The organism is Microlunatus speluncae (assembly GCF_009299835.1).
In the GTDB taxonomy this organism is placed as follows: domain Bacteria; phylum Actinomycetota; class Actinomycetes; order Propionibacteriales; family Propionibacteriaceae; genus Microlunatus; species Microlunatus speluncae.
This window is the reverse complement of the sequence record NZ_VKCZ01000014.1, coordinates 394,218-412,207: the sequence shown is the minus strand read 5'-3', so window position 1 is coordinate 412,207 and position 17,990 is coordinate 394,218. Positions and strand designations below refer to the sequence as shown.

The 17,990-nt window shown below is 69.5% G+C and carries 14 protein-coding genes; 12 read left to right on the top strand and 2 right to left on the bottom strand.

The features are described from left to right. The 5 genes from FNH24_RS18640 to FNH24_RS18620 are packed head-to-tail and all read left to right on the top strand — an operon-like array spanning window position 1 to window position 6,490. Window positions 1-1,158, top strand: coding sequence for an ADP-ribosylglycohydrolase family protein (locus FNH24_RS18640; protein ID WP_152364132.1), 1,158 nt, complete (start codon window positions 1-3; stop codon window positions 1,156-1,158). Then, entirely contained in the window at window positions 1,155-2,534 is a 1,380-nt protein-coding gene (locus tag FNH24_RS18635; RefSeq protein ID WP_152363709.1) for an ADP-ribosylglycohydrolase family protein, read from the top strand. The genes FNH24_RS18640 and FNH24_RS18635 overlap by 4 nt, the downstream gene beginning before the upstream one ends. Further along, a complete protein-coding gene (locus tag FNH24_RS18630) occupies window positions 2,521-4,467 on the top strand; it encodes an SUMF1/EgtB/PvdO family nonheme iron enzyme (protein WP_152363708.1) in 1,947 nt (648 codons plus the stop codon). Before FNH24_RS18635 ends, FNH24_RS18630 begins: the two co-directional genes overlap by 14 nt. Continuing rightward, window positions 4,464-5,669: a CaiB/BaiF CoA transferase family protein gene (locus FNH24_RS18625; protein ID WP_152363707.1), complete on the top strand. Its 1,206-nt coding sequence runs from the start codon at window positions 4,464-4,466 to the stop codon at window positions 5,667-5,669. Before FNH24_RS18630 ends, FNH24_RS18625 begins: the two co-directional genes overlap by 4 nt. Further along, the gene (locus FNH24_RS18620; protein WP_152363706.1) at window positions 5,666-6,490 is read left to right on the top strand and encodes an HpcH/HpaI aldolase/citrate lyase family protein; all 825 of its coding nucleotides are present in this window, start codon (window positions 5,666-5,668) and stop codon (window positions 6,488-6,490) included. The genes FNH24_RS18625 and FNH24_RS18620 overlap by 4 nt, the downstream gene beginning before the upstream one ends. Window positions 6,491-6,502: 12 nt before the next feature. On the opposite strand, the gene FNH24_RS18615 is transcribed toward FNH24_RS18620, so the two are convergent. Further along, on the bottom strand, window positions 6,503-7,324 hold the full coding sequence (locus FNH24_RS18615; protein ID WP_152363705.1) for a phytanoyl-CoA dioxygenase family protein: 822 nt from the start codon (window positions 7,322-7,324) through the stop codon (window positions 6,503-6,505). 48 nt (window positions 7,325-7,372) lie between these two features. Further along, window positions 7,373-8,473: a DUF4185 domain-containing protein gene (locus tag FNH24_RS18610; protein ID WP_152363704.1), complete on the bottom strand. Its 1,101-nt coding sequence runs from the start codon at window positions 8,471-8,473 to the stop codon at window positions 7,373-7,375. 47 nt (window positions 8,474-8,520) lie between these two features. On the opposite strand from FNH24_RS18610, the gene FNH24_RS18605 reads away from it, so the two are divergent. The 7 genes from FNH24_RS18605 (at window position 8,521) to FNH24_RS18575 (ending at window position 17,825) form a co-directional block, all read left to right on the top strand. Next, window positions 8,521-9,558 carry a LacI family DNA-binding transcriptional regulator gene (locus FNH24_RS18605; protein WP_152363703.1) on the top strand — a complete coding sequence of 346 codons (1,038 nt, stop codon included), beginning with the start codon at window positions 8,521-8,523 and terminating at the stop codon, window positions 9,556-9,558. Between the two features lie 203 nt (window positions 9,559-9,761). Next, a complete protein-coding gene (locus FNH24_RS18600) occupies window positions 9,762-10,715 on the top strand; it encodes an ROK family protein (protein WP_161606196.1) in 954 nt (317 codons plus the stop codon). Further along, the gene (locus tag FNH24_RS18595) at window positions 10,712-12,550 is read left to right on the top strand and encodes a class I mannose-6-phosphate isomerase (RefSeq protein WP_152363701.1); all 1,839 of its coding nucleotides are present in this window, start codon (window positions 10,712-10,714) and stop codon (window positions 12,548-12,550) included. Before FNH24_RS18600 ends, FNH24_RS18595 begins: the two co-directional genes overlap by 4 nt. Beyond that, window positions 12,547-13,815 (top strand): ABC transporter substrate-binding protein, encoded by a 1,269-nt coding sequence (locus FNH24_RS18590; RefSeq protein ID WP_152363700.1) that lies wholly within the window; start codon window positions 12,547-12,549, stop codon window positions 13,813-13,815. The genes FNH24_RS18595 and FNH24_RS18590 overlap by 4 nt, the downstream gene beginning before the upstream one ends. A gap of 89 nt (window positions 13,816-13,904) precedes the next feature. Beyond that, window positions 13,905-14,777, top strand: coding sequence for a carbohydrate ABC transporter permease (locus FNH24_RS18585; RefSeq protein ID WP_152363699.1), 873 nt, complete (start codon window positions 13,905-13,907; stop codon window positions 14,775-14,777). A 10-nt stretch (window positions 14,778-14,787) separates the two neighbouring features. Continuing rightward, window positions 14,788-15,612, top strand: coding sequence for a carbohydrate ABC transporter permease (locus FNH24_RS18580; RefSeq protein WP_152363698.1), 825 nt, complete (start codon window positions 14,788-14,790; stop codon window positions 15,610-15,612). Window positions 15,613-15,638: 26 nt separating this feature from the next. Beyond that, window positions 15,639-17,825, top strand: a complete 2,187-nt coding sequence (locus FNH24_RS18575; RefSeq protein ID WP_152363697.1) for a hypothetical protein — start codon at window positions 15,639-15,641, stop codon at window positions 17,823-17,825. The last annotated feature ends 165 nt before the right edge of the window (window positions 17,826-17,990 follow it).

Below are 17,990 nucleotides of genomic sequence, written 5' to 3'. Positions count from 1 at the left end.
ATGAACGAACGAATGCGCGACCGGATCCGGGCCGTCGTCGCCGGACAGGCGGTCGGCGACGCGCTCGGCGGCGCCACCGAGGGCTGGACGCCGGACCAGATCCAGCAACGACACGGCGGCCCGGTGGACGGCGTCGTCGGCCCGTACTACGCCGACTGGCGGACGGCCCGACCGATAGCGCCGTACCACAAGGGCGACGGGCACATCACCGACGACACCTTGATGACCCATGCCCTGATCGAGGTGTACGCCCGGCGGCGTGATCATCTGGATGCCTACGCGATGGCGACCGATCTCGTTCCGTTGTTGATCAACGAGCCGACCTGGATCCCGGAACTCGAAGGCTCGGCCCTGTTGCTGCAGCGCCTGTTCCTGGCCGAGAAGTGGATCGTCACCCGGCTGCACTACGGCCACGTCGATCCGCGCGAGGCCGGGGTCGGCAACATCGTCAACTGTGGCGCGGCCATGTACGTGGGACCGGTCGGGCTGGTCAACGCCGGCCAGCCCGAGGCGGCCTACGCCGAGGCGATCGACCTCACCGGCGCGCATCAGTCCAGCTACGGCCGGGAGGCGGCCGGGGTGTTCGCCGCCGCGGTCGCCGCCGCCCTGCTGCCCGACGCGACCGCCGACTCCGTGGTCGAGGCCGCGATCGGGGTGGCCAAGGACGGCACCCGGGACGCGATCATCGCCGTCGCCCGCGCCGCCCGGGAGCTGCCCGCCGGCAGTGCCGATGATCAGATCCGCGGCACGTTGCGGGAGGCGATCCGCCCCTACGACACGGTCGGCGACGACTACCGGGCGCCGCTGCCGGATGCCCGGCGGCCGAGCCGGACCAAGTCGATCGAGGAACTGCCGGTCGCGCTCGGCTTCTGCCTCACCGCCGGCGGCGACTTCCGCACCGCCGTGCTCGGGGCGGTCAACTACGGCCGGGACGCCGACTCCATCGCCACCATGGCCGGTGCCGTCTGCGCCGGACTCGGCGGCACCGAGACGATCCCGGCCGACTGGATCGAGGCCATCGAGGCGGCCAGCAAGATCGATCTCGGCCGGGTCGCCGACCGCCTGATCGAGTCCATGATCGTGATCATGGAGGACGATCGGGCCCGGTTGCGGCGCCGGTCGGAGCTGCTGGACCGGATGTTGGACGGGGAGCGGTGACTCGAACACTCCGACTGACGTGGGTCCAGCCCGAGGACCTGCTCCGGCACGAGTTCGTCCAGTCCCGGGCCGAAGGGGTGCCGGTCGACGATCTGGTACGGCGCTGGACGGCGGCCGGGCAGGACGTCGCCGCACCGGTCAGCGGAGCGTCGGACTCCCCCGTGCCCCCACCGGTCCGCAACCTCGCCGCCGACCTGCTCGACGAACTGGCACGACGTCGGCCCGCCGGCGATCCGAGCCAGCCGGATGATCTTGACGCCATCCGCGCGCTGGCCGGACCGGCCCCGGTCGCGGCCGCGATGCCGGCCGAGAACGAGCTCTTCGATCGGATCAGAGGCGCCTGGTGGGGTCGGGCCGCCGGCTGCCTGCTCGGCAAGCCGGTGGAGAAGATCCCCCGCGCGGGCATCCGGGCCATCGCCGCCGAGACCGGCAACTGGCCCGTCTCGGACTACTTCACGGCCCGCGGCCTGAGCTCGGCCACCGGCGACCGGTGGCCCTGGAATCGGCGGTCGGCGCCGACCAGCCTGCGGGAAAACATCGACGGCATGCCCGAGGACGACGACCTGAACTACCCCATGATCAATCTCGGCGTGCTCGATCGGTCCGGTGTCGACTTCGACACCGAGGACGTGGCCCAGGCCTGGCTCGCCGACCTGCCCGCCGGCCGGACCTTCACGGCCGAACGGGCGGCCTACCGCAACCTGCTGAACGGCGTCGCGATCGACGCGACCGCCCGGGTGCGCAATCCGTTCCGGGAATGGATCGGGGCATTGATCAGGGCCGACGTGTTCGGCTGGGTCTGTCCCGGCGACCCCGGGCGAGCCGCCGGGCTGGCCTGGCGGGATGCCCGCCTCAGCCACACCAGAAACGGCCGGTACGGAGCCATGTGGGCCGCCGCGCTGACCGCGGCAGCGCTGACCGAGAGCGCACCGGAGCGGGTCCTGGACCGGGCGCTGGCCGTGCTGCCGCCTCGGTCCGACCTGGCGACGGCCGTCCGGTACGGCAGCGAAGTGGGTCGGTCGGGGGCCGGCCTGGACGAACAGCTCGACGCGCTCCATGATCGCTACGGCCGGCTGCACTGGGTCCACGTCCTGAACAACGCGGCCGTGATCGCCGCCGCGATCGCCGGCACGGACGGCGACTTCACCCGCGCGATCGGCTTCGCGGTGATGGCCGGCTGGGACACCGACTCGGCCGCCGCCACCGTCGGATCGGTCCTCGGCGGCCTGCTCGGCCACTCGGGCCTGCCGCCGGAATGGCTGACCCCGCTGGACAATCGGGTCGACACCTCGTTGCCCGGTGGTCCTCGTCGGCTTGATGATCTTGCCTCGCGGACCGTGCGGCTGGCCCTCGGAGTTGATCATGGCGATCAATGAGGCCAGGTTCGCCGTCGGGCCGTACGGCTTCGATCCCCTGGAGCCCCGGGCGATCGACACGTTCACCAGACTCGACCTCGAGTCCCCCGACCTGGCCGCGCTGGACGACGCCAAGATCATCGCCGGGCCCGGGGACCCGCGGGACCGGCCCCGGTGGCGCGAGCTGCTGCACCGGTGGCGCGCCGAGGCCGAGGCCCGGCATCGCATCGATCGGAGCGGCTATGAGGATCCGGCCGGCTCCTGGGCGCAGTCCTGTCACGCGGTCGCACAGCTCTGGCTCTGGGACGAACTGCTGTACGACGCCGAGCAGGGCCAGTTCACCCCGGACCGGCTGCTCGCCGACGCCGAACGATTCGGCGGCTTCGACGGGATTGTGCTCTGGCACGCCTACCCGGTGATCGGCATCGATCAGCGGAACCAGTGGGACTTCTACGCTCAGGTGCCGGGTCTGGCCGGCCTCGTCGCCGCCCTTCAGGAGGCCGGGATCGCGGTCTTCGTCGACTACAACCCGTGGGACGTCGGGACCCGACGCGACGGCTCGGACGCGGACGAGCTGACCAAGCTGATCATCGAGCTCGGCGCGGACGGCGTCTTCCTGGACACGCTCCGAGAGGGTGACCAGGAGTTGATCACTGCCCTGGAGCGGGCCCGGCCCGGGATCGGGCTGGAGACCGAGTCGAAGCTGCCGCTGCCGCGGATCGCCGAACACCGGCTCTCCTGGGCGCAGTGGTTCGCCGACTCGCCGGTGCCCGGGGTGCTGCGGACCCGCTGGTTCGAGCCGCGGCACCAGCAGCACCACGTCCGCCGCTGGCATCGTGATCATGCCGAGGAGTTGCAGTCCGCGTTTCTCAACGGGGTCGGCGTGATGGTCTGGGAGGTGGTGTTCGGCGTCTGGGTCGGCTGGTCCGCGCGCGACGCGGCCACCTGCGCCCGGACGACGGCGATTCAGCGGGCCGCCTCGGCCTGGTTCCGGGCCGGCGAGTGGACGCCGCTGGCACCGCTGGCCGATGAGGCCGAGGCCGCCCGCGTCTATGCGTCGGCGTACACCTTGGCCGGGACGACGCTGTATGCGGTGATCAACCGAGGCGGCACCGACTACCGCGGACCGGTGCTGCCGAGCACGCCCGGAACCCGGGTGATCGAACTCACCGGATCGACCGTCCCCGCGGCCGGAATCGCCGCCTGGCTGGCGCTGGAACCCGATGCCGACGAGCCCGACTGGGTCGAGCCGCTGCGGGGCGAGCTGGCCGGACTCCCGCACGTGGCCGACGGCCGCTTCCCGTACCGGACCGCCCGGCGGCTGCCGGTCCCGCCCAGCACCGGCTCGCCCGAAACGCCGGCGGTCGTCCTGCCGGCCGGTGATCATCGGCTGACCGTGCGCTACCGGATGCGCGAGACCGGGCTCTACGACGAGGCGCCGTTCGTCGACGAATGGAAGCCGCTGCCGCCGCGCCTCCATGATCAACGTAGCACCGAGCGGCTGCTGCACCTTGATCATCCGGTCGCCGTGGCCGAGGTCGAGGTGACGGCGGCGGAACTGGCCCGATTCCGTGGGGACAGCGCCGAGGTCTCACCCGAGGAACGCCCAGCCACCGGAGTCGATCTGGTCGAGGCGCGAGCCTATGCGGCCTCGGTCGGAGCCCGGCTGCCCACCGAGGACGAGTGGCAGCTCGCCGCCCGGCTGGCCGGGCCGCGTTGGCGCCGGCTGTCGCCGCGGGTGTGGAACTGGACCGAATCGGAGCACACGGACGGCCGGACCAGGTTCGTCATCCTCAAGGGCGGCAGTGATCATGCGGCCACCGGTTCGGAGTGGTATTTCGACGGCGGTGTCCGGGAGCCGGAGTTCTCGGCCAAGCTGCTACGGCAGGGATTCGGACTCGACGCCTCGCCGTCGATCGGCTTCCGCCTGGCCTGGGATCTGGAGGATGCATGACCGAGGATCTGATCGACGGACCGCTCACCGGACTGCGAGTGATCGACATCGCGACGTTGTTCGCCGGGCCGCTGGCCGCGACCCAGCTGGCCGACTTCGGTGCCGAGGTGATCAAGGTCGAGCACCCGGACCGGCCGGACGCCGCCCGCGGTCACGGACCGAGCAAGGACGGCGTCGGGCTCTGGTACGCCAGCATCGGCCGCAGCAAGCAGGCGATCACCGCCAAGCTGTCCGACCCCGAAGGCGCGGCGCTGCTGCTGCGGCTGATCACCGACGCCGACGTCCTGATCGAGAACTTCCGGCCGGGCACCCTGGAGCGCTGGGGCCTCGGCCCGGATCGGTTGCTGGCGGCGAATCCGCGGTTGATCATCGCCCGGGTGACCGCGTTCGGGCAGACCGGTCCGTACGCCCCGCGGCCGGGCTTCGGCTCGCTGGCGGAAGCGATGAGCGGCTTCGCCGCCGTCACCGGAGAGCCGGACGGGCCGCCGACCCTGCCGCCGTTCGGGCTGGCCGACGGCATCGCCTCGCTGACCTGTGCCTTCGCCGTGCTGGCCGCGCTGCGCGCCCGGGACGTGACCGGACGCGGCCAGGTGATCGACCTGGCCATCCTGGAACCGATCCTGTCCATGCTCGGCGGGCAGTTGACGATCTTCGACGTGCTCGGCCAGATCCAGCCGCGCCGCGGCAACCGCTCGGTCAACAACGCCCCGCGCAACTGCTACCGCACCGCCGACGGCGACTGGGTCGCCGTGTCGACCAGCTCGCAGTCGATCGCCGAACGGGTGCTCCGGCTGGTCGGTGCGCCGGAATTCCTTGATCAGCCGTGGTTCGACACCGGCCGCGGCCGGGCCGAGCACGCCGACGAACTCGACGCGGCCGTCGCCGGCTGGATCGGCGCCCGGCCGTTGGCCGAGGTGCTGACCGCCTTCGCCGAGGCCGAGGCCGCTGTGGCACCGATCTACGATGTCCGCGGCATCATGGCCGATCCGCAGATCGCCGCGCGCGGCACCGTGCACCAGATCAATGATGCCGATCTTGGTCCGATCAAGCTGCAGAACGTCCTGTTCGGTCTGTCGGACACCCCGGGCCGGATCCGCTGGACCGCCCGCCACCACGGCGCGGACACCGACACCGTGCTGGCCTCGCTCGGCTACACCCCGGCGGACCTGGCCGGGCTGCGCGACCGCGGTGTGGTCCGATGATCGTCACCGCGCTCTACGTTCCCGGCGACCGGCCGGAACGATTCGCGAAGGCGGTCGGCAGCGGCGCCGATCAGGTGATCATCGACCTCGAGGATGCGGTGGCCCCGGACCGGAAGGACTACGCCCGGGACGCCGTTCGGGAGTTCTTGGCCGGGCCCGCCGTCGAGACCCCGATCGCGGTCCGGCCGAACGGTGCCGGGACCCGGTGGCATGACCAGGATCTGATCATGCTGGCCGCCAGTCCGGCCCTGGCCGCGCTCCGGCTGCCGAAGGTCGAGCGGATCGATGAGCTCGACCGGATCGCCGCGAGCTTCGCCGACCGTGATCAGCCGGTGTCGATCACTGCGCTGATCGAGACCGGCTTTGCCGTCGAGCACGCGTACCGGATCGCCGGTCACCGGGCCGTCACCGGCATCGCTCTCGGCGAGCTCGATCTGCGCGCGGAACTGGGCCTCAGCACGGAGTCCGGGCTGGACTGGATCCGGGTCCGGGTGGTCGTCGCGGCCCGGGCCGCCGGACTCCCCGCGCCGCAGCAGGCCGTCTACCCCGACGTCGCCGACCTGGCCGGCTTGGCGGACTCCTGCCGGGCCGGGGCGGCGCTCGGATTCTGCGGCCGGACGGCGATCCATCCCCGGCAACTGCCGGTGATCAGAAAGGCCTACGCCCCGGCCCCGGACGCTGTTGATCAAGCCCGGGCCGTGCTGGCCGCGCTCGGCGGTGGAGTCGGCGTGGCCGTCCTGCCGGACGGTCGGATGATCGACGAGGCGGTCGCCGTGGAGGCCCGGCGGGTGCTCGAGCTGGCCGCCTTGACCGCGACTTAGAGCCGTTGGGCGTCAGTGGCCGGGTGATCGGGGCGGGATCGGTTCCAGGATCCGGCGCCGTTCGGGCGTCAGCCGTCCGAGCAGCTCCGGCGAATACCGGTAGCCGTGCCGGGTCGCCGCCCACGAGACGCCGTACCGATAGATCACGACCCGTCGCTCGCCGTCGGGATTAGTTCGCGAGCTGCCGCCGTGGGTGATCCCGTCGCAGAACAACAGCACGTCGCCGGCGTTCAGCTGGACCTCGATCGCGCCCTCGACGTCGTCCATCGGCCTGGCCTCGCGACCGATCGACTGTGGATGGGCGAAGTTCGACTTGTGGCTGCCGGGGATCACCATGGTGCCGCCGTCGCCGGGCCCGATGTCGGTCAACGCCATCAGCGCGTTCACCTGGCCGCAGCGGAAGACGCCGTTGGCGTAACGATATTGGCCGCGGATCGCGCCGTGATAGCCGCCCGAGTGGAGATAGAAATAGCCGCCGCTGCGCCGGATCGACGCGAAGCACTCGTCGATGAACAGCCCCTCGACATAGGAATCGACCTCGCCGGCATAGCGGCGCATGTAGTCGAGCCAGCTCGGGTGATCGATCAGCTCCTCGAACGGCGCGCCGGCCTCGACGACGTTCTGCAACTCGTAGCCCTTGGCGTTGTCCCCTTCGCTGTCGGAGCGCTGCGTGTTGCCCCACCAGGCCCAGGAGTCGAGGTCCTGCGGAAACCGGTCGAAGGACTCGTTGAGCCGCCGCACCAGGTCGGGTTCGAGCGCGTCGCGGAGGATCAGATAGCCGCGAAGATCGAACAGGTAGTCGTCGAGATCACTGGGTTGTCGCGCCGTCGCCATGGATTCAGCCTGCTACCCCTGGTCCGGATCCGCCAGGTCCGGTTTCGATCAGCGGAACACGACGTCGACGTAGCGCGGGCGGTAGAGCCGGGCGTCGGCGTACAGGTCGTCGGATTCGAAGCTGTTCACGTTGTACGTGATCAACAGCGACGAGCCGCGGCCGAGTTGCGGATGGGCCTTGGCGTTGTAGGTGAAGACGTTGCCGCCGGTCTCGGGAGTCGAGTAGAGCTTCACCGGTTCGCCGAAGCCGCCGGTCAGCGAGCGGCTCCGGTACGCGACGATGTCGGCGCTGAGCGGCTGCCGGGCGTCGCCGGTGATCAACACGTACTGGCCGCCCTGCCGGTGCACGCTGAACTCGTTCGACACCCCGGCCAGGATCCGGGCCGAGGCGCTCTGGTCGGCCGACCAGCCGTCGCCGGTGAAGTACTGCCACGGTTCGGTGATCATCCGGCCGCGGCCGACCCGGGCCAGGTGCACGTACTTGTCGGCCTGGCGGTCCTCGATGCCGTACACGTAGCAGTGATCATCCTGCTCGACGATCGCCGAGGCCCAGTGCAGCGGCACGTCGGCCGGCGGATCGGGCAACGGGGTGATCCGCTCCAGCGCCAGGCCCGGCAGCGTGAACGACGCGATCGCGGTCCGCAGATAGCGGAAGTCGAACGGCCCGGTCCCGGTCTTCTCGAACTCGAGCAACAGCACCCGGAGTCGATCATGCTCGACCGTGCCGTCGCCGAACCAGTACCACTGCTGCGACTCGTCCGCGCCCTCCGGCGCGACCAGCGACAGCGGCGCACTCGAGCTGCCGCCGGTGATCGTGGTCAACTCCGTCCCGTCCTGGACGATGATGGAGTTGTGGATGAACGGGGAGTCCAGCGGCCGCGACCCATCGGCGTTCACCGTGCCGAGGAACGTGTCGGAGTAGAGCCAGGCGGTACGACCGTCGGGCAGCACCACGCTGTAGGCGGAGTCGGCGCCGGTCCACGCACCGGCGGTGTCGGCGTAGTCGCCGAACAGGCGGGTCAGCCGCTCGTTGACGGCCGCCCGCGGCTTCCGCGGGGCCGCCAGGGCCGGGCCGCCGAAGGCGCCGATGGCCGCGATCCCGGCCCCGGTGGCCAGCAGGGCCCGGCGGTGAATGGTCGGTCGGTTCATGATCGAAGTCTCCTCGTCGTCGACGGATTGAGATAACGTTACCAACGATGACCAGAGCGCGCAGGACCGGGCCACAGGGCCGACAGCCGACCATCAAGCAGGTGGCCGAGCGGGCCGGCGTGAGCCCGATGACCGTCTCCCGCACCCTCGCCGGCCGCGGCGGAGTCCGGCCGGAGGTGCAGCGCCGGGTCCTCGAAGCCGTGCAGGAGTTGGGCTATCACCGCAACGAGAACGCCCGCAGCCTGCGCCCCGGTCACCGCAGCGGCCTGATCGGGGTCGCGATCACCAACCTCGGCAACCCGTACTACGGGCCCTTCGCGCTGGGCGTGGAGGAGGTCGCGGCCCAGTTCGGCCGGCGGATCATCCTCGGCAACACCGGCGAGGACGCCGACCGGGAGGCCCAGCTGGTCGCCGACTTCATCGGCCGGCAGATCGAGGGCCTGATCATCGTCCCGTCGGCGAGCTCCGCCGATCACCTCGGCCCGGACCGGATCGGCGGCCTGCCGGTCGTCCTGGCCTCCCGCCGGGTGTACGGCCTCGAGCTGGACACCGTCGTGCTGGACGACATCGGCGGCGCCTTCCGTGGCACCAAGCAACTGCTCGACGCCGGGCACCGGCGGATCGGCTATCTCGGCAACGTGGTCTCGGTGTTCACCGGGCAGCGGCGCTACTCCGGCTACGAGGCGGCCCTGGCCGAGCACGGCCTCGAGCCGGATCTCACCCTGGTGCATCGCAGCCAGCAGGACGTCGAGTCGGCCGGCGCCGCCCTGGCCCGGCTGCTCGAACTGCCCGAACCGCCGACCGCGATCTTCAGCGCCAACAACCGGAACACCATCGGCGCCCTGTCCGAGATCGGCCGCCGGATCCGGGCCGGCACCGACCCGGGCGACCTGCCGGCCCTGGTCGGGTTCGACGACATCGAACTCGCCGACCTCTCCCCCGTGCCCCTGTCGGTCATCTCCCACGACCCGCGGCAACTCGGCGCCGAGACCGCCCGACTGCTCTTCCGCCGGCTCGAGGCCACCGACCCCATCCCCGCCCGCACCTTCGAGTTGCCGGTCACCCTCCGCACCATCCGCCCCTGACCACGTCGTCCGAAACAACGACCTCGGCCTGGTTCGATCCTTGAGCCTGTCGAAGGGCAAGCCCGATTCACGCCGCGGGGGTGTCGAACACCTGCATCGATCGAGCCCTTCGACAAGCTCAGGGAACTGGCCCTCCCCCTCGACGGCGTGGTAACGTTACCAACGCCGGAGCTGCGAACGCATGAGGAGTGATCATTTCTGAGGTGAGGGAGTCTGCCGGAGCGGCGCTGCTGGCGATCGATCTGGGCGGGACCGCGATCAAGGTCGGTGTGCTCGACGGTGCCGGGCTGGTGCTCGGCCGCGACGAGATCCCGGTCTCCGGCGATCCGGGCGACCTGGAGCGGGCCGCGGCCTCCGCCGGGCAGTTGATCACCAGCCTCGGCCGGCCGGTCGCGGCTGCCGGCATCGCACTGCCCGGCGTGGTCGATCGGGCCGCCGGCACGCTGATCCGGGCCCACGAGAAGTACGGCTACCTGGGGCGGCGTGATCTTCGGGCGTGGGGCGCCGAGGTGCTGGGCGTGCCCACCGTGATCGAGAACGACGCTCGGGCCGCGCTCGTGGGTGAGATCAGCTTCGGCTGCGCCCGTGGCGCCTCGGACGCGGTGATCATCACCCTCGGCACCGGGATCGGAACCGCGGCGGTGATCGGCGGCGAACTGTTGCGCGGCCGGCATGATCACGCCGGCATCCTCGGCGGCCACGTCACCGTCCAGTTCGACGGCGATCCCTGCAACTGCGGCAATCTCGGCTGTGCCGAGGCCGAGGCCAGCACCTGGAGCCTGGCCCGCGACCTCGACCGGCATCCCCGGCGGGCCGACTCCGCGTTGGCCGGATCGGACCGGCCCGGATTGGCCGAGCTGTTCTCCGCTCCCGCCGTTGACCCGGTGGCCGACGAGCTCCGTACCCGCTATCTGACGGTGTGGGGTGCCACGGTGGTCACCCTCTGCCACGCCTACGACCCCGAGGTCGTGATCGTTTCCGGTGGCGTGCTGCGCGCCCGCGACCGGGTCCTGCCGGTGTTGACCGACCATGTGCACCGGCACCTCTGGTCGTCGGCGCACCGGCCGGAGTTGATCACGCCCGACCATCCCGAGGACTCGGTGCTGCGCGGCCTGGCCGCCCTCGCCGGCTCCCACTCCGCTGCGAGGAGCGCATGACCACCGTCACCGACCGCCCGGCGTACGACCGCTACCCCACCATCCCGCTGCCGGCCGGCGAGAGCGTGATCACCGGGAGTGAGGTCTGGTCGCGGGTGCGTGACCTGGCCCAGGCCCGGTCCGGGGACCGGCCGCCGGTTGTGGTGGTCGACACCTACCCCGGCGTCGATCTGCCCGCGCTGATCCGGCACCTCGGCGACGGCTGGCCGGAGGCGGAGATCATCGATGTCGAGGATGCGGCGGCGCGGCCGATCGCCGAGATCGACACCATGATCAGCGACAACCTGACCGACGACCGTGTCTTCGGCGTGATCAGCCACCTCACCCTGGACGCGTTCTACGACCAGGCCCGACTCGCCGGCCTGACTGAGCGGGTCGCGGGCCGGACCGCCGCCACGGTGCTGGTCGGTTGGGGCGCGGCGCTGACCGTGCCCGCACCGGATGCCCTGGTGCTGGTCGATCTGGCCCGCTGGGAGATCCAGCAGCGGCAGCGGGCAGGTGCCCCGAACTGGCGCTCGGCCAACCAGGGCGAGGACAACCTGCGCAAATACAAGCGCGGTTTCTTCGTCGAGTGGCGGGTCGCCGACCGGCACAAGCGATCACTGTTCGACACGATCGATTTCCTGATCGACGGGAACGCCGTCGGCCACAGCTCCGGCACGGAACGCGAACCGGCCATGATCACCGGCGCGGCCTTCCGGGGCGCGCTCGAGTCCGCGATCCGGTCGCCGATGCGGGTGGTGCCGTTCTTCGATCCGGGGGTGTGGGGCGGCCACTGGATGCAGGACAAGCTCGGCCTGGACACCGAGACACCCAACTACGCCTGGTGCTTCGACTGCGTGCCCGAGGAGAACTCGCTGCTGCTCACCGACGGCGGCCACGCGGTCGAGATCCCGGCCATGGACCTGGTGCTGACCCAGCCGCGCGGACTGCTCGGTGAGAAGACGTACGCCCGGTTCGGCGCCGAGTTCCCGATCCGGTTCGACTTCCTGGACACCGTCGGCGGCGGCAACCTGTCCATGCAGGTGCACCCGCTGACCGACTACATCGTCGACACCTTCGGCATGCACTACACGCAGGACGAGAGCTACTACCTGCTCGACGCCGACGACGACGCCGTGGTCTATCTCGGCCTGAAGTCCGGGATCGATCCGGACGCGATGATCGCCGATCTGCACGCAGCGCAACAGGCCGATCATCCGTTCGACGCCGAGAAGTACGTCAACGCGTTCCCGGCTCGCAAGCATGATCATTTCTCGATCCCGGCCGGCACCGTGCACTGCTCCGGCGCCAACTCGATGGTGCTGGAGATCTCCGCCACCCCGTTCATCTTCACCTTCAAGCTGTGGGACTGGGGCCGGGTCGGGCTGGACGGCATCCCCCGCCCGGTGCATCTCGATCATGGTTCGGCCAACATCCAGTGGGACCGCGACACCGAGTGGGTGACCGACAACCTGCTGCAGGGTCCGGTCGAGCTGCGGCGGGACGGCGACGTGGTCGAGGAGCGGACCGGCCTGCACGAGCTCGAGTTCATCGAGGTGCGCCGGCACTGGTTCGACGACCAGGTCGATCACGACACCGACGGCACGGTCAACGTGCTCAACCTGGTCGAGGGCGACGAGGTCGAGGTGATCAGCCCGACCGACGCCTTCCCGCCCTACCTGATCCACTACGCCGAGACCTTCATCATCCCGGCCGCTGTCGGCCCATACCGGATCCGGCGCACCCAGGCATCCCGCTCCCCTCGCTTCGCCACGGTCAAGGCCTCCGTCCGCGGCACCACCTTCACCGAAGACACGACTCTCACATCCGGCAACAAAGGAGTTCGATCATGAAGTTCCGCAGTCTCGCCACCGGCGTGATCGCAGCGGCCGCGACGGCCGGGCTGCTACTCGCCGGCTGCAGCAGTCCCGAACCGGCCGCTGAGCAGCCGGTCACCGGGAAGCTCGACTTCTACACCAACAAGGCCGCCTGGAAGCCCGACTTCGACGAGCTGAACAAGACCTCGGATCCGGGGGCGCAGATCACCCTGAACACCACCGGCTATTCCGACGCGAACCAGTACGACGCCTTCATCAAGCAGTCGTTCCGGACCGACAAGAGCCCGGGCCTGTTCACCTGGCAGACCGGTCCGTCGTTGGCCGAACTGGTCGACGAGAAGCTGGTCGCCGAGACCACCGACCTCTGGGCCGACGCGATCCAGCAGGGCTGGGTGACCGAGGATCTGCGCGAGTCGTACACCTTCGACGGCAAGCAGTATTGCGTGCCGATGAACATCGCCTACTGGGTGATGTATTACAACAAGAAGATCTTCACCGAGAACGACGTCGCGGTGCCGACCACCTGGCAGGAGCTGGACGCCGCCGCCACCAAGCTCAAGGCGGCCGGCGTCACGCCGTATTACCAGACCAGCACGCTGTTCACCTTCCAGTGGTTCCAGCAGCTGGTCGCCGGCACCGATCCCGCGCTCTACAACGGATTGGCCGACGGCTCGGTCTCCTACACCGATCCCAAGATCGTCGCGATCATGAACGAGTGGCTGGACGAGCACAAGAAGGGCTGGTTCTCCGACGCCGGCAGCAACACCGACCCGGCCAACGGGCTCAAGCAGGGCGACTTCGCCATGATCAACTTCGGCAGCTTCTTCAACGGCTCGCTGGACGGTGCCGGGATGAAGTCCGGCGAGGACTACGGCTTCTTCGTGATCCCGGCGAAGAACCCGGCGCTGCCGGCCACCCCGGTGGCGGTCGAGACCGGCCCGATCTGCGTCGCCGAGAACTCCAAGCAGAAGGACCTCGGGCTGGCGTACTCGAAGTGGTGGATGTCGCCGGAGGCGCAGAGCGCCTGGTCCTCGGCCCGCGGCGACGTGCCGTTCAACCCGAAGGCCACGGTCAAGGACAAGAGCCTGGAGCAACTGGGCAAGGAGATCGCGACCGACAAGTACGAGCTGGTCGAGCGCTACTACGAGGCGACCCCGACCCCGATCCTGACCGTCGCCCTGGAGCAGTTCGGCGCCTTCAACGCCAACCCCGGCGACCCGATGCCGATCTTGGAAGCCATCCAGGCCGAAGCCGACAAGTACTGGGCCGAGAACAAGTAACCCAACCCCGACTTGTCAGAACCAGGGGACGCCAGAGCGTGCCCTAGTTCTGACAAGTCGGGGTTTGAGGGAGGGAGGAGAAGGTCGAGATGGCGAGTTTGGCGGTCCGGACGCAGCGGGCGGGGCTGGGGTTCGTTGCTCCGGGTGTGATCATCGTGGCGTTGTTGCTCTACGCGCCGCTGTTGTGGACGGTGTTCCTCAGCTTCACCGACTACAACGGGCTGGGCAGCCCGGACTGGGTCGGGCTGGCCAACTTCGCCGAGATGTTCGACGACGGAGGCTTCGTCGGCTCGGTCGGCAACACCCTGCTCTGGGTGATCGGCACGCTGCTGGTGCCGGTCGGCCTCGGGCTCGGGCTCGCCCTGCTCTCCTGGAATCTGCCGGGCGGTGCCTGGCTGCGGATTCCGTTCCTGATCCCGTACGCGCTCTCCGGCATCGGGGTGGGCCTGATCTGGTCGTTCATCCTGTCCAGCGGCGGCGCGCTCGATCAGGCGCTGACCGTGTTCGGGGCCAACGGTCCCCGGTGGCTGGTCGACACCCCGCTGAACACGATCATGATGATTCTCGCCAGCGCCTGGCAGGGCGTCGGGGTGAACGCACTGCTGTTCACGATCGGCTTGAACTCGATCCCCAAGGAACCGCTGGAGGCCGCGCGGCTGGACGGCGCGACCGGCGCCCGGCTGCTCGGCAACATCATCTGGCCGATGCTGCGACCGCTGACCACGGTGGTGATCGGGTTGTCGATCGTGGCCAGCCTGAAGACGTTCGACATCGTCCAGGGCATGACGAAGGGCGGCCCGGGCCGGGGGTCCGAGACGCTCGCCCTGACCATGTACAAGGAAACCTTCGTCAACAGCGAATACGGCCTCGGCTCCGCGATCGCCCTCTTCCTGACCGTGATCACGCTGATCGCCTCGGTGCTCTATCTGCGCCGCCAACTGTCCAGCAAGAACACGATCTGAGGAGACGATCATGAACGGAAAGACCTCTCAGATCGTCCGCACCACGATCCTGGTGATCTTCGGGCTGTGCTGGCTGCTCCCGGTGTATCTGCTGCTGATCAACGCCAGCAAGGATCCGACCGTGTACGACTCGCGGCAGTCCTGGATCCCGGACGGCTTCGCCCTGTTCTCCAACATCGGCGAGGCGCTGACCCTGTCCGGGATGGCCGACAGTGTGCTGAGCACGGCGCTCTACAGCATCGTCTCCCCCGCCCTGGCCGTGATCGTCGGTGCGGCAGCCGGCTTCGGCATTGTCGCGCTGGGCCTGAAGCACGGGTTCGCCTGGTTCGTGGTGATCTTCGGCGGCACCATCTTTCCGCTGCAGATGATCTTGCTGCCGCTGTTCGACGGTTACTCCCGGGTCGGCCTGTACGACAACCGGGTCGGCATGATCCTGATCTACACCGCGATCGCGACCCCGTTCTCGGCCTTCGTGATGCGCAACTTCTTCACCGGGGTGTCGCACAGTGTGTTCGAGGCGGCGCGGCTGGACGGGGCCTCGGTCTTCTCGATCTTCACCCGGGTCTATCTGCCGATGTCGGTCAGCGCGCTGGTGGCGATCTTCATCCTGCAGGCGACCTTCATCTGGAACGATCTGCTGCTCGGCCTGGTGCTGGCCCAGTCCGACGCGATCCGGCCGATCGTCACCACCCTGGCCGGGATGCAGAGCACCTACGGCGGGGCGCAGCTGTCCACGGTGCTGGCCGCCGGGGTGCTGGTCTCGCTGCCGACCGTGATCTTGTTCCTGTGCACCCAGCGCTTCTTCGCCCGGGGCCTCGCCCTCGGCCAGTACTGATCCCATCCCCTTCGAGGAGTTCACTCGTGTCTGTGCCGACCATCCCTTCGGTCGATGATCTTGCCGCTGATCCGGTCAGCCACCACTACGACGACCTGATCGCGCCGAGCGGGTTGACCAACCTGCTCGGCACCGTCCGGATCGATCATGACCTGACCCAGATCAGCGCGATCACCTTTCCGCCGATCTCGCAGGGGCTCACCGCGACCGGGACGTTGTTCGTCGACGGCCGGTTGTTCGCCTCGTACGGCGCGCCGGTGACCCACGCCTGGCGGCCCGACCGGGTCGTCCGCACGGCCGACCTGCCGGGGCTGCGGATCGAGACGATCACCGTGGCCGTTCCGGGTGAGACCGCGGTGGCGATCGACGTCCGGGTGCACAACCTCGGTGACGAGGATCGTCAGGTGCGGCTCGGCTTCACCCTGAACTCCCGGGTCCGCGCGGCCGACGGGGCGTGGCTGTCGGCCGAGTCACCGGGTGCGGCGAACGAGACCGTGGTCCACCCCCTTCGACAGGCTCAGGACGGCCCTTCGACAGGCTCAGGGAACGAACAAGGGGTCGGCTCAGGGAACGAACTGGCACGGATGATCTTCACGCAGCCCGACGGGGCGGCGGTCGGCGTGCAGGGGTTGGACCGGGAGTCGACGGTCCGGGCCAGCGGTGTGGCGCCGGCCGGTGACACCTATGAGACCGGGATCGGCGGGACGGCTCGCGGCGGTTCGGTCGAGACCGTGCTCGACGTCCCGGCCGGAGGATCCGCCCGGGTCGGCTATGTCCAGGCCGTGGCCGGCTCCGAGGCGGAGTCATCGATGATCTTCGATCGGGTCGCCGCCGACGTGCCGGCCGTGATCACCGCGGCCGAGGAGTTCTGGAACCGGCAGCTCCGGGCCGCGTTCACGCCCGGCAACGACGAGTTCTCCGGCCACCTGCCGATCCTGGAGACCGAGAACGAGGCGCTGCGCCGGCTCTACTGGTGGGGCGTGCTCGGGGTGATCTGGTTCCGCCGCGACTACGCCGGCAACGTCCTCGGCCGGACCTACGACACGCTGATGCCGAACTACTGGTCCACCACCACCTTCATCTGGGACTTCAGCCTCAGCTCACTGACCCACGCGCTGCTCGACCCGGAGCCGATGCGCCGGCAACTCGCGCACTGGATCAAGAGCGACATCCACACCCATTTCGGCACCTCGTCGCTGACCGGGGGCCCGGTCGGCAACTGGTATTCGGTGAACGACTACGCGATGACCCGGCTGGTCGACGACTACGTCCGCCTCACCGGTGATCATGGTTTCCTGAGCGAGGAGCTGGCCGGGCGGCCGGTCCATGATCACCTCCGGCAGTGGGCGTACGCCTGGCAGGAGCTGCGGCAGAAGTCGCCGCTGGCCGACTACGGCGAGATCCAGAACCTGCTGGAGTGCGTCAGCTCCTACACCCATGAGGTCGCCAGCCTGAACGCGGCCAACGTCTGGAACCTGCGCACCTCGGCCGAACTGCTCGACCTGGTCGGCGGCTCCGGTGATCAACTCCGGGCCGAGGCCGGCGAGCTGCTGCCGCACGTGATCGACCTCTACCAGCCCGGCACCGGCTTCTTCGCCGCCCGGCAGCCGGACGGCACCCGGCTCGGCGTCCGGCACTGCTACGACTTCAGCATCGTCGGCACCACCATCGCCGATGATCTTGATCCGACGGTCCGGTCGGAGATGATCGACTTCTTCCGCCGCGAGCTGCAGACCGAGAACTGGATCCGAGCTCTGTCGCCGTACGATCCGGACGCCAGCTTCAGCGTCCGTCCCGATCACCAGTGGAACGGCGCCTATCCGGCCTGGCCGGCCGACGCCGCCCGCGCGCTGGTCGAGCTCGGCGCGCCCGAGGTCGCCCTGGACTGGCTGCCCGGCCTGGCCAAGTCGACCAACCAGGGCCCGACCGGCCAGGCGCACTTCGTCGAGGAGGCCCAGCCGGGGATCAACGGCGGCGCCCGCAAGTCGCCGCCCCAGCTGCCGTACATCATCGACTGGTCCTGCTCCTCCTCCGGCGCCTGGGTCGCCCTGGTGATCGAATCCCTGTTCGGCATCCGCCCCGGCCTCGACGGCACGCTCACCGCTGCTCCGGTGCTCGCCGACCTCGACCCGACCGCCGCCCTCCGCGGCCTCCGCGTCGGCGACCGGACCTACGACGTCCACGCCGACGGCCGCACCGTAGCCACCGACTGATCCAAACACCGACTTGTCAGAACTGAGTTGTGCCATAGGGCTACTCAGTTCTGACAAGCCGCAGTCCCACCTGGTTGGTTCCTGTACTGGTTCGAAAATAGAGCGGCGATCGCCTCTCCTGCCGCACCTGGCGAAGTGGCACCTGTTCTCGAATTGTCGATGGGT

What these genes read in the sequence shown, in the direction of transcription:
- FNH24_RS18640 (WP_152364132.1), top strand. Translation starts at nt 1, where the DNA reads ATGAACGAACGAATGCGCGACCGGATCCGGGCCGTCGTCGCCGGACAG.
- FNH24_RS18630 (WP_152363708.1), top strand. Translation starts at nt 2,521, where the DNA reads ATGGCGATCAATGAGGCCAGGTTCGCCGTCGGGCCGTACGGCTTCGAT.
- FNH24_RS18625 (WP_152363707.1), top strand. Translation starts at nt 4,464, where the DNA reads ATGACCGAGGATCTGATCGACGGACCGCTCACCGGACTGCGAGTGATC.
- FNH24_RS18620 (WP_152363706.1), top strand. Translation starts at nt 5,666, where the DNA reads ATGATCGTCACCGCGCTCTACGTTCCCGGCGACCGGCCGGAACGATTC.
- FNH24_RS18615 (WP_152363705.1), bottom strand. Translation starts at nt 7,324, where the DNA reads ATGGCGACGGCGCGACAACCCAGTGATCTCGACGACTACCTGTTCGAT.
- FNH24_RS18610 (WP_152363704.1), bottom strand. Translation starts at nt 8,473, where the DNA reads ATGAACCGACCGACCATTCACCGCCGGGCCCTGCTGGCCACCGGGGCC.
- FNH24_RS18605 (WP_152363703.1), top strand. Translation starts at nt 8,521, where the DNA reads ATGACCAGAGCGCGCAGGACCGGGCCACAGGGCCGACAGCCGACCATC.
- FNH24_RS18595 (WP_152363701.1), top strand. Translation starts at nt 10,712, where the DNA reads ATGACCACCGTCACCGACCGCCCGGCGTACGACCGCTACCCCACCATC.
- FNH24_RS18590 (WP_152363700.1), top strand. Translation starts at nt 12,547, where the DNA reads ATGAAGTTCCGCAGTCTCGCCACCGGCGTGATCGCAGCGGCCGCGACG.
- FNH24_RS18585 (WP_152363699.1), top strand. Translation starts at nt 13,905, where the DNA reads ATGGCGAGTTTGGCGGTCCGGACGCAGCGGGCGGGGCTGGGGTTCGTT.
- FNH24_RS18580 (WP_152363698.1), top strand. Translation starts at nt 14,788, where the DNA reads ATGAACGGAAAGACCTCTCAGATCGTCCGCACCACGATCCTGGTGATC.